Origin of the sequence: Limnohabitans sp. Bal53 (genome assembly GCF_003063355.1) — a bacterium.
GTDB lineage: Bacteria > Pseudomonadota > Gammaproteobacteria > Burkholderiales > Burkholderiaceae_C > Limnohabitans_A.
The window spans coordinates 326,809-340,909 of the sequence record NZ_NESH01000002.1 but is presented as its reverse complement, the minus strand read 5'-3'; the positions used below and the strand labels follow the sequence as shown (position 1 = coordinate 340,909).

The 14,101-nt window shown below is 59.0% G+C and carries 15 protein-coding genes; 3 read left to right on the top strand and 12 right to left on the bottom strand.

What is annotated here, in order from left to right; genetic code table 11:
- Nucleotides 1–9: 9 nt before the first annotated feature.
- Genes B9Z50_RS06550 through B9Z50_RS06540 form a run of 3 tightly spaced genes read right to left on the bottom strand, consistent with a single transcriptional unit; the run spans nucleotide 10 to nucleotide 2,681 of the window.
- Complete coding sequence (locus B9Z50_RS06550; RefSeq protein WP_108362863.1) at nucleotides 10–651, bottom strand: 1-acyl-sn-glycerol-3-phosphate acyltransferase; 642 nt, start codon at nucleotides 649–651, stop codon at nucleotides 10–12.
- Nucleotides 652–665: 14 nt separating this feature from the next.
- The gene (gene purD, locus B9Z50_RS06545; RefSeq protein WP_108362862.1) at nucleotides 666–1,946 is read right to left on the bottom strand and encodes a phosphoribosylamine--glycine ligase; all 1,281 of its coding nucleotides are present in this window, start codon (nucleotides 1,944–1,946) and stop codon (nucleotides 666–668) included.
- A gap of 9 nt (nucleotides 1,947–1,955) precedes the next feature.
- Complete coding sequence (locus tag B9Z50_RS06540) at nucleotides 1,956–2,681, bottom strand: YebC/PmpR family DNA-binding transcriptional regulator (protein ID WP_108362861.1); 726 nt, start codon at nucleotides 2,679–2,681, stop codon at nucleotides 1,956–1,958.
- Between the two features lie 71 nt (nucleotides 2,682–2,752).
- Between B9Z50_RS06540 and B9Z50_RS06535 the strand changes: the two genes are divergently transcribed.
- Nucleotides 2,753–4,282: a helicase HerA-like C-terminal domain-containing protein gene (locus tag B9Z50_RS06535; RefSeq protein WP_108362860.1), complete on the top strand. Its 1,530-nt coding sequence runs from the start codon at nucleotides 2,753–2,755 to the stop codon at nucleotides 4,280–4,282.
- Nucleotides 4,283–4,387: 105 nt separating this feature from the next.
- On the opposite strand, the gene clpA is transcribed toward B9Z50_RS06535, so the two are convergent.
- Together clpA and clpS are read right to left on the bottom strand one after the other, a co-directional pair.
- Nucleotides 4,388–6,721 (bottom strand): ATP-dependent Clp protease ATP-binding subunit ClpA, encoded by a 2,334-nt coding sequence (gene clpA, locus B9Z50_RS06530; protein ID WP_108362859.1) that lies wholly within the window; start codon nucleotides 6,719–6,721, stop codon nucleotides 4,388–4,390.
- A gap of 60 nt (nucleotides 6,722–6,781) precedes the next feature.
- On the bottom strand, nucleotides 6,782–7,141 hold the full coding sequence (gene clpS, locus B9Z50_RS06525) for an ATP-dependent Clp protease adapter ClpS (protein WP_108362858.1): 360 nt from the start codon (nucleotides 7,139–7,141) through the stop codon (nucleotides 6,782–6,784).
- Between the two features lie 159 nt (nucleotides 7,142–7,300).
- Between clpS and B9Z50_RS18100 the strand changes: the two genes are divergently transcribed.
- Nucleotides 7,301–7,618 (top strand): cold-shock protein, encoded by a 318-nt coding sequence (locus B9Z50_RS18100; RefSeq protein ID WP_108362857.1) that lies wholly within the window; start codon nucleotides 7,301–7,303, stop codon nucleotides 7,616–7,618.
- A gap of 199 nt (nucleotides 7,619–7,817) precedes the next feature.
- Entirely contained in the window at nucleotides 7,818–8,342 is a 525-nt protein-coding gene (locus tag B9Z50_RS06515) for a DUF192 domain-containing protein (protein ID WP_108362856.1), read from the top strand.
- Between the two features lie 3 nt (nucleotides 8,343–8,345).
- On the opposite strand, the gene B9Z50_RS06510 is transcribed toward B9Z50_RS06515, so the two are convergent.
- The 7 genes from B9Z50_RS06510 to infC form a co-directional block, all read right to left on the bottom strand.
- Nucleotides 8,346–8,693, bottom strand: a complete 348-nt coding sequence (locus B9Z50_RS06510) for a DUF1840 domain-containing protein (RefSeq protein ID WP_108362855.1) — start codon at nucleotides 8,691–8,693, stop codon at nucleotides 8,346–8,348.
- A 23-nt stretch (nucleotides 8,694–8,716) separates the two neighbouring features.
- On the bottom strand, nucleotides 8,717–9,067 hold the full coding sequence (locus tag B9Z50_RS06505) for an integration host factor subunit alpha (protein ID WP_090046653.1): 351 nt from the start codon (nucleotides 9,065–9,067) through the stop codon (nucleotides 8,717–8,719).
- Between the two features lie 9 nt (nucleotides 9,068–9,076).
- A complete protein-coding gene (gene pheT, locus B9Z50_RS06500) occupies nucleotides 9,077–11,506 on the bottom strand; it encodes a phenylalanine--tRNA ligase subunit beta (RefSeq protein ID WP_108362854.1) in 2,430 nt (809 codons plus the stop codon).
- Between the two features lie 33 nt (nucleotides 11,507–11,539).
- Nucleotides 11,540–12,577 carry a phenylalanine--tRNA ligase subunit alpha gene (gene pheS, locus B9Z50_RS06495; protein ID WP_108362853.1) on the bottom strand — a complete coding sequence of 346 codons (1,038 nt, stop codon included), beginning with the start codon at nucleotides 12,575–12,577 and terminating at the stop codon, nucleotides 11,540–11,542.
- Nucleotides 12,578–12,697: 120 nt separating this feature from the next.
- Nucleotides 12,698–13,060 (bottom strand): 50S ribosomal protein L20, encoded by a 363-nt coding sequence (gene rplT / locus B9Z50_RS06490; RefSeq protein ID WP_026036460.1) that lies wholly within the window; start codon nucleotides 13,058–13,060, stop codon nucleotides 12,698–12,700.
- A gap of 25 nt (nucleotides 13,061–13,085) precedes the next feature.
- Nucleotides 13,086–13,289, bottom strand: a complete 204-nt coding sequence (gene rpmI / locus B9Z50_RS06485; RefSeq protein WP_108331276.1) for a 50S ribosomal protein L35 — start codon at nucleotides 13,287–13,289, stop codon at nucleotides 13,086–13,088.
- Between the two features lie 136 nt (nucleotides 13,290–13,425).
- Complete coding sequence (gene infC / locus B9Z50_RS06480; protein WP_108362852.1) at nucleotides 13,426–14,025, bottom strand: translation initiation factor IF-3; 600 nt, start codon at nucleotides 14,023–14,025, stop codon at nucleotides 13,426–13,428.
- Nucleotides 14,026–14,101 lie beyond the last annotated feature (76 nt).

The window sequence follows — 14,101 nt, the reverse complement described above, 5'->3', positions numbered from 1 at the left end:
AAAAAATCTTCAAGGTTTGAGACGGGTGGCATCCACAGATTGGCCCGGACTCCAGGGGAGTATGGGTCCCATCTGGTTTTCGTGGAAGCCTTTGACACCCTGAAAGACTTGGGCCATGTGGGCGTAATCGCACTCGACGTCGCCAGTCAAATCGTAAAAATCGACCACACTGAAGCAGCGCTGACCCCAGTCCAGCTTGACGAGTGCCAGGGGTACTTGCGCGCCCAGGGCCAATTGGTAAAAGCCGCTGCGCCAGCCCGGTGTGAGGCTGCGTGTGCCCTCCGGGGCCAGGCCCAGCCAGAGCAGTTGGTCGTTTTGTTTGTGCTGATCGAACACATGAACCATCTGGCCCACCACGCCGCGAGATGAACTGCGGTCAATCGGGATGCCGCCCACATAGCGCATCCAAGCGCCGATCACCGGGAATTTGAACAGGGAATCCTTGCCCCAAAAGTGCGCCGGAATGCCCAGCGCCCACTTGGCGAGCATGCCAATCGGAAAATCCCAATTGCTGGTGTGCGGGTAGACAATGGCCACGCCTTGCCGGGAGGGAAAGCCCTCAAAGTCCACGCGCCAACCCAACATTTTCAAAATCCAACGGGCCAGACGGGAGCCCTTGAAGGTCACAGGATGGCGGGTCAAGGGGCTCATGCGTGTCAGGTGCTTCAGTTTTTGATCGCGCGATAACCAATGTCCAGGCGCATCTGCATCCCGTCAAAGGCAATCGGGCTGGCGGTTTGGTAGGCTTTTTGCTGCGCCTGCTTGACCGAATCGGCCAGTGCAGTAACGCACAGAACACGCCCCCCCGAAGTCAGGATTTGGCCCTCTTTTTCGGTGCTGCCCGCATGGAACACCATGGCATCGTCCTGGTCCTTAGGCAGCCCGGTGATGGCATCGCCCTTGCGTGGGTGGAGTGGGTAACCGGCTGCAGCCATGACCACACCCAGCGCCACGCGTCGGTCCCATTCCATTTCCAATTGACCCAAACCTTCTGACGTTGCGGCCAACAAAACCTCCAAAAAGTCTGACTTCATACGCATCAAAATGGGTTGGGTTTCGGGGTCACCCATGCGGCAATTGAATTCCAGGGTCTTGATGCGGCCTTGCGGGTCGATCATCAGGCCCGCATACAAAAATCCGGTGTAGTTGATGCCATCTTTGTCCATGCCGCGGATGGTGGGCAAGATGACCTCGCGCATGGCGCGGGCGTGCACCTCAGCCGTGACCACGGGCGCAGGCGAGTACGCACCCATGCCGCCGGTGTTGGGGCCCTTGTCGCCATCCAGCAAGCGTTTGTGGTCCTGACTGGTGGCCAAGGCTGCCACGTTTTTGCCATCGCACAGCACCATGAAACTGGCTTCTTCACCTTGCAAGAACTCTTCGATCACCACACGTGCGCCGCCTGCGTTGTGCGCCACACCGAGCGCGTTGTCCAGCAGCATGAAGTCAATCGCCTCATGGGCTTCGGCCAGTGTCATGGCCACCACAACGCCTTTGCCCGCCGCCAAGCCGTCTGCCTTGACCACGATGGGTGCGCCTTGGCGGTCCACGTAGGCGTGCGCCGAAGCCGCATCGGTGAAGGTCTCAAATTCGGCGGTGGGAATACCGTGTCGCTTCATGAAGGCTTTGGAAAAAGCCTTGGAGCTTTCGAGCTGAGCAGCAGCCTGCGTGGGGCCAAAAATGCGCAGGCCATGCGCCCGAAAATCGTCCACAATGCCTGCGGCCAAGGGGGCCTCGGGGCCCACCAGAGTCAAACCGATCCCATTGTCGATGGCCCACTGGCGCAATGCTGCACCCTCGGTGATCGGCACATTGACCAGGTTTTTGTCTTTGGCCGTGCCACCGTTACCGGGTGCCACGAAGACCTGCTGTACTTTGGGCGACTGCGACAGCTTCCAAGCCATGGCGTGCTCACGGCCACCACTGCCGACTACCAATACTTTCATCCAACTTCCTTAATCTTCAAATTCGGCGTTGTGGAAAACGTTTTGCACATCGTCCAAGTCTTCCAATATATCCAATAATTTTTGCATTTTGGCCGCTTCGTCGCCGGACAAGGACACAGAATTTTCGGCGCGCCAGGTGACTTCAGCCATCTCGGCCACTAGCCCAGCGGCCTCCAGCGCATTTTTCACGGCTTCAAAATCAGCGGGTGTCGTCAGGACTTCGATCGCACCCTCCTCGTCGGTGAGGACGTCATCGGCGCCAGCCTCCAAGGCCACCTCCATGACCCGATCCTCCGAAGTGCCGGGGGCAAAAAACAGTTGACCGCAGTGCTTGAACTGAAACGCCACCGAACCCTCGGTGCCCAAGTTGCCGCCGTGCTTGCTCAGGGCATGGCGCATTTCGGCCACGGTGCGCACCCGGTTGTCGGTCATCGTGTCCACAATGATGGCAGCGCCCCCAATGCCATAGCCTTCGTAACGGATTTCCTCGTAGCTCACGCCTTCCAGGTTGCCCGTGGCTTTGTCCACGTTGCGCTTGATCGTGTCGGCTGGCATGTTGGCAGCCTTGGCCTTTTCGATGGCCAGACGCAAGCGAGGATTGGCACTGACATCACCCCCACCCGTGCGGGCTGCGACCATGATTTCACGCACCACACGGGTCCAAATACGTTGCCTTTTTTCGTCTTGTCTGCCCTTGCGGTGCTGAATATTTGCCCATTTACTGTGGCCAGCCATCGGGAATTCCTTGAATGTTGATTTAACCTAGAGGTTGGATTTTACTTTTCACTCCGGGGAGGAGATTTTCGATGGCTGATCCCATGTTGATTGCTCAAAATGCCCAGGCGCAGTGTCACCTGCTGCCAGGTCTCGCCAACCGCCACGGCCTGATCACCGGGGCCACCGGCACGGGCAAAACCGTGACCTTGCAAACCCTGGCCGAAAGCTTTTCTCGCTTGGGGGTGCCGGTCTTCATGGCCGACGTCAAAGGCGACCTGACCGGGGTCAGCCAAGCGGGCAAGATCGGCGAAAAGCTGGCCGCTGTGCTCCAAGACCGGGGGCTTGCGCTGCCCGAATCTCTGGCCTGCCCCACCACTTTGTGGGACGTGTTTGGCGAGCAAGGCCACCCGGTGCGCGCCACCATCTCCGACATGGGGCCTTTGTTGCTGACCCGCATGCTGGGCTTGAACGACACGCAAGCCGGGGTGCTGAACCTGGTGTTCAAGATCGCTGACGACAACGGTTTGCTGCTGCTGGACATGAAAGACCTGCGGGCCATGCTGCAGTACGTGGGCGACAACGCCAAACAGTTCACCACCGAGTACGGCAACATCAGCGCCGCCAGCATCGGGGCGATCCAGCGCGGTTTGGTGCAAATCGAGACCCAGGGCGGCGACAAGTTCTTTGGCGAGCCCATGCTCAACATCGAAGACTTCATGCAAACCGACGCGCAGGGCCTGGGGGTGGTGAACATCTTGGCGGCCGACAAACTGATGAATTCGCCGCGCCTGTACGCCACCTTCTTGCTGTGGATGCTGTCGGAGTTGTTCGAGGTCTTACCCGAGATTGGCGATCCGAAAAAACCCAAATTGGTGTTCTTTTTTGACGAGGCGCATTTGCTCTTCAAAGACGCGCCTGCGGTCCTGGTCGAGCGCATCGAACTGGTCGTGCGCCTCGTGCGCTCCAAGGGTGTGGGAGTCTACTTCGTCACGCAAAACCCGCTGGACATTCCCGACAGCGTGCTGGGCCAGCTGGGCAACCGGGTGCAGCACGCACTGCGTGCCTACACCCCACGCGACCAAAAAGCCGTGAAATCGACTGCTCAAACCATGCGCCCCAAAGCGGGTCTGGACATCGAAGCGGCCATCACCGAGCTGGCCGTGGGCGAGGCCTTGGTGAGCTTTTTGGACGACAAGGGCCGCCCCTGCGAAACCGAGCGGGTATTTGTGCTGCCGCCGGGCAGCCAGTTGGGACCCATCACCCCCGCCCAGCGCCAGACGCTGGTTCAGGGATCTTTGGTGGCCGGGGTGTACGAGCAAGCCCAGGACCGGGAGTCGGCTTATGAACGGATCAAGAGCCAGGGCACGGTATCCGGCCAAGCCAGCGGCAACAACCCTTTGCCGGGCCAAGCACCGGCAGCAGCAGACCCTGCCAGCGGCGGCCTGATGGGCGGCTTGTCTGACATGCTGTTTGGCAGCACCGGGCCTCGTGGGGGGCAACGTGATGGCGTGGCGCAGCTGGTGGTCAAAAGTGCCGTGCGCACCGTGGGCTCGGCCATTGGCCGTGAAATCGTGCGCGGCGTGCTGGGCAGCTTGTTGGGTGGTGGTCGGCGCAGGTAAGGGCTCGCACAAGGTCATCCCTTCAACTGCAACCCACAAAAAAGGCCCTGACGGGCCTTTTTTGCATCTCTTGCCCCCAAGGGGTGGCAAGTGGGTCCAAGCGGTTTAACCCGCTGTGGCTTCTTCAGGCTCGGCGGGCTCAGAGCGTGAAGAGCGGCTTTCCTTCTTGGGGTTGGGCGTGATGTCCAGCAGCACCTCGTCCTTGGCATCGATGTCGACGGTCAAACGACCACCATCGGTCAAGCGACCGAACAGCAACTCGTCGGCCAAGGCCTTGCGGATGGTGTCCTGGATCAAGCGCTGCATGGGGCGAGCGCCCATGAGCGGATCGAAGCCCTTTTTGCCCAAGAACTTGCGCAAGGCGTCGGTGAAGGTGACTTCGACCTTTTTCTCGCCCAGCTGGGTTTCCAGTTGCAGCAGGAATTTGTCCACCACGCGCAAGATGATCTGCTCGTCCAGCGGCTTGAAGCTCACGATGGCGTCCAGGCGGTTGCGGAACTCGGGCGTGAACAGGCGCTTGATGTCGCCCATTTCGTCTCCGGCAGCGCGCGGGTTGGTAAAACCAATGGTGGCTTTGTTCATGGTCTCGGCACCCGCGTTGGTGGTCATGATGATGATCACGTTACGGAAGTCGGCCTTGCGCCCGTTGTTGTCGGTCAAAGTGCCGTGGTCCATGACCTGCAGCAGCACGTTGAAGATGTCCGGATGGGCCTTTTCGATCTCGTCGAGCAAGAGCACACAATGCGGCTTCTTGGTCACGGCTTCGGTCAAAAGGCCGCCCTGGTCAAAGCCCACGTAGCCCGGAGGCGCGCCGATCAGGCGGCTGACCGCGTGACGCTCCATGTACTCGGACATGTCAAAGCGGATGAGCTCGATGCCCATGATGTAGGCCAGTTGCTTGGCCGCCTCGGTCTTGCCCACGCCGGTGGGACCCGAGAACAAGAAGGAGCCAATCGGCTTGTCGGTCTTGCCCAAGCCCGAGCGGGCCATCTTGACGGCAGAAGCCAGCACTTCGAGCGCCTTGTCCTGACCAAACACCACCGATTTGAGGTCGCGCTCAATGGTCTGCAGCTTGCTGCGGTCGTCGTTGGACACATTGGCCGGGGGGATGCGGGCGATTTTGGCAACGATGTCTTCGATTTCCGATTTGCCAATTGTCTTTTTACGCTTAGACGCCACCTGGATGCGCTGGGCGGCACCGGCTTCGTCGATCACATCAATCGCCTTGTCGGGCAGTTGACGATCGTTGATGAACTTGGCCGACAACTCAGCCGCAGCCTGCAAAGCGGCGATCGTGTACTTGACACTGTGATGGTCTTCAAAGCGGCTCTTGAGGCCCTTGAGGATGTCCACCGTCTCGGAAACCGTCGGCTCGACCACGTCCACTTTTTGGAAGCGTCGGCTCAAAGCAGCGTCTTTTTCGAAGATGCCACGGTATTCGGTGAAAGTGGTGGCGCCGATGCACTTGAGTTGGCCACTCGACAGGGCTGGCTTGAGCAAATTGGATGCGTCCAGCGTGCCGCCAGAAGCCGCACCCGCACCGATCAGGGTGTGGATTTCGTCGATGAACAAAATGCCGTTGGGTTTGTCCTTGAGCGACTTGAGCACGCCTTTGAGGCGCTGCTCAAAATCACCCCGGTATTTGGTGCCCGCCAGCAGCGCACCCATGTCGAGCGAATACACCGTGGCTTCGGCCAGGATGTCAGGCACCGTGCCTTGCGTGATGCGCCAGGCCAGGCCCTCAGCAATGGCGGTTTTACCCACACCGGCTTCGCCCACCAAGAGTGGGTTGTTTTTGCGGCGGCGGCACAAGATCTGGATCGTGCGCTCGACTTCGTATTCACGGCCAATCAGCGGGTCGATCTTGCCGTCTTTGGCGGCCTGGTTCAGGTTGTTGGTGAACTGCTCCAGAGGCGAGGCTTTCTCATTGCGTTCACCACCGCTGGATTCTTCCGCCTCAGAACTGGCGGGTGCGTCGGCTTTGGTGGCTTCGGGCGGATCGCTCTTGCGAATACCGTGAGCGATGAAGTTGACCACATCCAAACGCGTGATGCCTTGCTGGTGCAGGTAGTACACGGCGTGCGAGTCTTTTTCACCAAAGATCGCCACCAGCACATTCGCGCCGGTCACTTCCTTTTTGCCGTTGCCGGTGGACTGCACATGCATGATGGCGCGCTGGATTACGCGCTGGAACCCCAAGGTGGGCTGGGTGTCCACCTCCTCGGTACCCGCCACTTGGGGCGTGTTGTCCTTGATGAAATTGCTCAAGGCTTTGCGCAAATCGTCGATGTTGGCGGCACAAGCGCGCAGCACTTCTGCCGCGCTGGGGTTGTCCAGCAGGGCCAGCAACAAATGCTCGACAGTGATGAATTCATGGCGCTGCTGACGGGCTTCAACAAAGGCCATGTGCAAGCTGACTTCCAATTCTTGGGCAATCATGTGATTTCCTTATGCCTTGCTGAGTAAAAGAGACGAATAAGAGGTGGGGGGCATGCCGGCTTAATCAATGGGTTCACTGACACATTGCAAGGGGTGACCCGCCTGTTTGGCCGCATCCAACACCTGATCAACCTTGGTGGCGGCCACATCGCGGGAATAGACCCCACAAACGCCTTTGCCGTCCAGGTGAATTTTGAGCATGATTTGGGTGGCCGCTTCGCGGTCTTTGCTGAAAAACTCCTGGATCACCATCACCACAAATTCCATGGGGGTGAAGTCGTCGTTGAGCATCGCCACCTGGTACATCTGGGGCGGTTCGATTTTTTGAGCACGTCTTTCGAGGACCACCGAATCGCCGCCATCGGGCGAACGGGGAGTCACGGTCGGCAGCGTGGGATTGGAAGGTTTTTTCGTTGCCATGATTTCATTCTATCGATGCTTTCAAGCCCTTTGAGCCTGGGGTCTGAAAAGTCTTGGCCAGGTGCGGCACAAATGCCGCACCCCGGGAAAACCTCACATTGACAAATTTGCCTTGAATTACTCAAACTGAGCTAATCCATAAAAACACGGAGACGTCGTATGCCCAGTGGTACGGTCAAATGGTTCAACGATGCCAAAGGTTTTGGTTTCATTCAACCCGACGGCGGCGGCGCAGACGCCTTCGCCCATTTTTCAGCCATCCAGATGGAGGGCTTCAAAACCCTCAAGGAAGGCCAGCGCGTGAGTTTCGAGCTGACGCAAGGCGCCAAGGGCCTGATGGCTGCCAATATTGTGGCAACCACGCCCATGCCATTGGCAGAATCGTCCCAACCCACTGACAACGCTGTGACCAGTCCTGACCAGGCCGATGGGGCTGACAGCGCCCCACCCGCCCCACCGGGCTCGGCAGGTCCTTGAGACGCCATGAGGTCAAATCCTGGCGCTTGGGCCCTAGGGTCTTCAGATGGGGCCTGACCTTCCCAGCGGCTGCCGGGTCCCGGCAAAGTCCCCAGCAAGCTGGGTCTTCGGATGGATTGGAATCGGTCGGCTTGCCCAGTTCTTTCAATGCGCCTGCAGGCGTTATCCTTGTGGCCTGCTTTGCACTCCAGCCCACACCATGAACCACTTGTTCTTTTTGACATCTCGCTCGTTTTGCAGCCCTGCCCGCAGTAAGACCTGGCGCGGCGCATCGTTTGGTATCGCCTGCGCCTTGTTGCTGGCCGGATCGCTGGCATCGGCCCAGTCCAATCCCGGGCCGCAATTGGGCTTGGCCCGCACAACATTGACGGCCGGCATGCACCGCTTGGATGTGCAGCTGGCTCAGACCCCCGAGCAGCGACAGATAGGTCTGATGTGGCGCAAGGACATGCCGATGCACGAGGGCATGCTGTTCATATTCGAGCAAGCGTCGACACAGTGCTTTTGGATGCGCAACACCCTGATTCCCCTCACGGCCGCTTTCGTTGAAGACGATGGCACCATCGTCAACTTGGCCGACATGCAGCCACAAAGCGATGACTCGCACTGCTCCAGCAAACCCGTACGCTTTGTCCTGGAGATGAACCAAGGCTGGTTTGCCAAGCGGCAAATCAAGCCCGGCTTCAAACTCGGTGGGGCCGTGTTCAGCAAACGACCCGGCTGAACCTCACACGCCCCAGACCACGTCAGACGGGTCGGCCACGCAGTGTTTGAGCAGCTTGAGCATGGGGGTGGCCCGCTGCGCAAGTCGCACGGCGTCCAACACCTCCACCGAGTCGTCCTGCGGGCTGTCTTTGGGGACGGCGGCTTTTTGCGCCGCTTGGCTGCGCTGCAAACGGGCCGCTTCATCTTGGGCAACAGCTGACTCCAACTTGGCAACGGCTGCAGGCATGTCCTTCACCAAAATGATGCCTTTGTCAGGGTCGTGGCCCAACATGATGTGCAGCAGCCTGCGGGCATCTGCCTCCAGCATGATGAGGTCGCTGGTGACTTGGGATTTGAACTTGAACAACATGGGCACTCCGATCAAAAAATGATTCAGCGGCCCACGGTCTCCACACCTTCGTCGTCAACCGCATCGCCCTGAATCAAGGCCTTGAGTTTATGGCTGGCATGGAAGGTCGCCACACGACGTGCATCAATAGGAATCAATTCTCCGGTGCGCGGGTTGCGCCCGGGGCGCGCGGCTTTGGTGCGAATCTGGAAATTGCCGAAGCCGGAAATTTTCACATCGTCACCCGCAATCAGGCTGTCCACCACCAGATCAAAGAACGCATCCACCATGTCCTTGGACTCACGCTTGTTCAGGCCAATCTGCTCGAACAGCAAATCGGCCAGGTGCGCCTTGGTCAGGGCCGGGGTTTCCAGGGATTCAAAACTGATTTGCATGGCACGCACTCAGGTACGCAAACGCGCACAAACCCGCTCGGACAAGCTGGCCATGATGGCCCCCATGGCGGCTTCAATCTGAGCGTCGGTCAAGGTGGCCTCGTCGCTGTGCAAACTCAAACGCACCGCCAAACTTTTCTCGCCCACCGCCAAGCCACCCGCAGCATCGGTTTTGGGGCGATAGACATCGAACAGCACAGCATGGCGCAATAACCCCTGGGTCGGCGCGCTGTGGATGGCCTGCATCAACTCGGCATGCGTGACCTGCTCGCGCACGATCACGGCAATGTCGCGCTCCACCGCTTGCAGCTTGGCAACCGGCTGCGCCACGGGCACGCTGCGTTGTGTGACGGCATCCAGGTCCAGCTCGAACACGACAGGCGCATGCGGCAAGTCCCAAGCCTGACGCCAGCGCGGGTGCAACTCACCCACATGACCCATCACCCGGCCATTCAGCAGCACCTGGGCTGAGCGGCCAGGGTGCAATGCGGGGTGTTCGGCGGCCACAAATTCGGCTTGGGCTGGGGCCAACAAACGCTCGACATCGGCTTTGACATCGAAAAAATCTACCAGGCGCGACTTGCCTGTCCAACTCAAAGGCTCCAAGGGACCCCAGGCGATGCCGGAGACCTTCATGGGCTGGTCAAAACCTTGCACCGTGGCGTCGCTGTCGAGCACGCTCGCATCACGCAGGAACACGCGGCCCAACTCGAACACGCGCACCCGATCGGCCTTGCGGTCGGCGTTGAACTTGACCACCTGCAAGAGCGAGCCAATCAAGCTCGAGCGCATCACGCTCATCTGGCTGGCGATCGGGTTAAGCAGACGGATCGGGTTGGTATTGCCCGCCAGATCGCGCTCCCAGTTTTCTTCAACAAAGCTGTAGTTGATGGTTTCCTGATAACCCAAAGCGGCAATGGCGCGTCGAACGGCAGACGGACTGCGCTCGGTCTCTGGGCGCACCTTGGCGGTGATGGGGGCCAGAGGCGGGTTTGTAGGCAGGTTGTTGTAGCCCACCATGCGGGCCACTTCTTCGATCAGGTCCTCTTCGATCTGCAAATCAAAGCGGAAGCTGGGCGGCGTCACGGTGATGGTGCCCTCGCCTTCAACCACTTGCAGACCCAAGCCTCGCAAGGCGTCAGCGCACTGTTGTTGGGAGAGCGGCATGCCGATCACTTTGACCGCACGGCCCACACGCAGCGTGACGGGCTTGATGGCTGGGATGTTCAGGGTCTGGTCATCGATGGGGCCGACCTTCGTCTCTGACGTGCCGCAAATGTCGAGCACCAGCTGGGTGATGCGCTCGATGTGCTCCACCGTCAACTGTGGGTCAACGCCACGCTCAAAGCGGTGTCCGGCATCGGTCGAGAAGTTGTAGCGGCGCGAACGTCCTGCAATCGAGGTAGGCCACCAGAAGGCCGCTTCGATGTAGATGTTTTGTGTGTCGTCGGACACGGCGGTGGCGTCACCACCCATGATGCCCGCCAGCGACTCGACCTGGCTGTCGTCGGCAATCACGCCCACTTTCGCGTCCACGGTCACCGTGTTGCCATTGAGCAGCTTGAGCGATTCACCGGGCTTGCCCCAGCGCACCTGCAAGCCGCCATGGATCTTGTCGAGGTCAAAAATGTGCGAAGGGCGACCGAGCTCGAACATCACGTAGTTGGAGATGTCTACCAACGGGCTCACGCTGCGCTGACCGCAACGGGCCAAGCGGTCGACCATCCACTGCGGGGTCTGTGCCTTCGTGTTCACGCCCTTGACAACGCGGCCACTGAAGCGGCCGCACAGGTCAGGCGCCTGAACATCCACAGCCAGCTTGTCGCTGATCTGTGTCGCCACAGCCGGGAAAGTCGGGGCTTTCAAAGGCGCACCCGTCAGGGCCGAAACTTCGCGGGCGATGCCGTAAACACTCAGGCAATGCGCCAGGTTGGGCGTCAACTTGAGCGTCATCAGGGTGTCGTCCAGATTCAGGTACTGGCGAATGTCTTGTCCCAATGGCGCGTCTGCGGGCAGCTCCAACAAACCACCATGGTCGTCGGCGATCTTCAGATCTTTGGCCGAGCACAGCATGCCCTGGCTTTCCACGCCACGCAGCTTGCCCACCTTGATGACGAAAGGTTTGCCGTCTTCGCCCGGAGGCAACTCGGCGCCGACCATGGCGCATGGCACGCGGATGCCTACACGGGCGTTCGGCGCGCCACACACAATGTTCAGCAGGCTGCCCTGCCCCACATCCACCTGACACACGCGCAAGCGGTCGGCGTTCGGGTGTTGCACGGCTTCCTTGATTTCACCGACCACGATTTTCGTGAAAGGCGGGGCCACGGGCTCGAGCTCTTCCACTTCGAGGCCGGCCATGGTCAAGGTCTCTGCCAGTTGCTGGGTCGTCAGGGGCGGGTTGCAGAACTCGCGCAACCAGGATTCAGGAAATTGCATGACTCGTGTCTCGTGTGTCGGACTTGGGAGGAATTACTGGAACTGGCTCAGGAAGCGCACATCGCCGTCAAAGAACAGGCGCAGGTCGTTCACGCCGTAGCGCAGCATGGTGAAACGGTCCATACCCATGCCAAAGGCAAAACCAATGAACTGCTCAGGGTCCAGGCCCATGTTGCGCACCACGTTCGGGTGCACTTGACCGGAGCCACCCACTTCGAGCCAGCGACCGGCCAGAGGGCCGCTTTGGAACTGGATGTCGATCTCGGCGCTGGGTTCAGTGAAGGGGAAGAAGCTTGGACGGAAACGCAACACCAGATCGTCGCTTTCGAAGAAGGTGCGGCAAAAATCTGTGACCACGACCTTGAGGTCTTTAAAACTCACGTTTTCGCCAATCCACAGGCCTTCGCACTGGTGGAACATGGGCGAATGGGTCGCATCGCTGTCCACGCGGTAAGTGCGGCCTGGCGCGATGACACGGATCTCGGGCATGCCTTGACCCGCGTCGAGTTGGTTTTTGTAGCGCTTGACGTGCTGGACCGCATGGCGAATCTGCATGGGGCTGGTGTGCGTGCGCAGCAAATGACCGCCTTCGACGTAAAAGGTGTCGTGCATGGATCGCGCGGGATGGTCTTCGGGCGTGTTGAGCGCTGTGAAGTTGAACCAATCGGTCTCGATCTCGGGTCCTTGGGCCACTTCAAAGCCCATGGAGCCAAAAATATTCTCGACCCGCTCCAATGTGAGCGAGACGGGGTGCAAACCACCGACGTTGGCACTGCGACCAGGCAGCGACACATCCAGCGCCTCGGCTTTGAGTTGCGCTTGCAACTCGGCGTCGGCCAGGGACTGGCGGCGGTCGTTCAATGCGGCCTCAATCGCTTGCTTGGCGATGTTGATGGCGGCACCTCGGGTTTTCTTGTCTTCCACGCTCAGAGCGGCCATGCCCTTCATCAGCTCGGTGATGCGACCGGCTTTGCCCAGAAACTGGGCCTTGGCGTTTTCGAGGTCAGCAGGTGTCAGTGCCTGCACAAAACTCTGGCGGGCGGATTCGACCAGGGTGTCCAGCTCGTTCATGGTGTGGGAGATCGGTGATCTGTGTGAGAAAGAACAAAAAAGGGATTGAAGCTTTTGCGAGCCTCAATCCCTTTGATCGAGTGCGTGGCACAGGCCCAAAGGCCCATGTCACTCATGGACTCAAGCTGCAGCCAATTTGGCTTTAACTTGGTTCACGATGCCAGCAAAAGCGGCCTTGTCGTGCACGGCGATGTCCGCCAGCATCTTACGGTCGATTTCGATGGCAGCCTTTTTCAGGCCGTTGGCGAACTGGCTGTAGGTCAGACCGCATTCACGCGCAGCGGCGTTGATACGGGCAATCCACAACTGACGGAACACACGCTTTTTGGTGCGGCGGTCACGGTAGGCGTATTGACCGGCCTTCATCACCGCCTGTTTGGCGATGCGGAAGACATTGCCGCGGCGACCGCGGAAACCTTTTGCAAGGGCCAAAACTTTCTTGTGACGGGCGCGTGCCGTTACACCACGTTTAACGCGAGGCATATTTATTCTCCTTGTTCGTCAGTGATTACAGGCCAGCCATGGGCAGCATTTGTGCCATGTGACCCATGTTGGTCTCATGCACAGACACAGCACCGCGAAGGTGGCGCTTGTTTTTGGTGGTCTTCTTGGTCAGGATGTGACGTTTGAAGGCTTGGCCGCGTTTAACGGTTCCACCTGGACGAACACGGAAGCGCTTTTTAGCACTGCTTTTGGTCTTCATCTTGGGCATATTCATGCTCCTTTAATTGTGCTCGTGAGGCGTCTGCAAAAAATTTGCAGCCTTGTTGGCCCCGAGCCACTTTTAACAAAAGCCACCCTGGGGCAGCTTTTGACTCAACCCGCCCGAAGGCAAGTCGAATTCTTTGTCAAGCCGATTCGGCCGGTGCAGACGCGTCTGCAGTCTTGCCACCCGCAGCAGGCTTTTTACGGCCTGGCGCGATCATCATGATCATCTGGCGACCTTCCAACTTAGGGAACTGCTCCACGATGATTGAGTCCGCTAGCTCATCGCGGATGCGGTTGAGCAGAGCCAGACCCAGTTCCTGGTGCGTGATTTCACGACCACGGAAACGCAGGGTGATCTTGCACTTGTCGCCATCGGCCAAAAACCGACGGATATTGCGCATCTTGATGTTGTAGTCACCATCGTCGGTACCTGGGCGGAACTTGACTTCCTTGATGTCAATCACCGTTTGCTTGGCTTTGGCTTCTGCCGCACGCTTTTGCTCCTGGTATTTGAACTTGCCGTAGTCCATCAAACGGCAGACCGGTGGGTTGGCCGTGGCAGCAATTTCAACCAAGTCCACGTCCATCTCGCCGGCCAAGCGCAAGGCTTCAGCCAGAGACAAAATGCCCATGGGCTCATTTTCAGGCCCTGAAACACGGACCTCTGGGGCCATGATTTCACGGTTCAAACGGTGTTTACGTTCTTCGCGTTGGCGACGATCACGAAATTCGGTAGCGATGACTCAATCCTTTACGGAACAAAACTGCGAAAAGCAGCCTATCCATCTTTGTGCCCACGGGCCAAAGCTTGTGGCG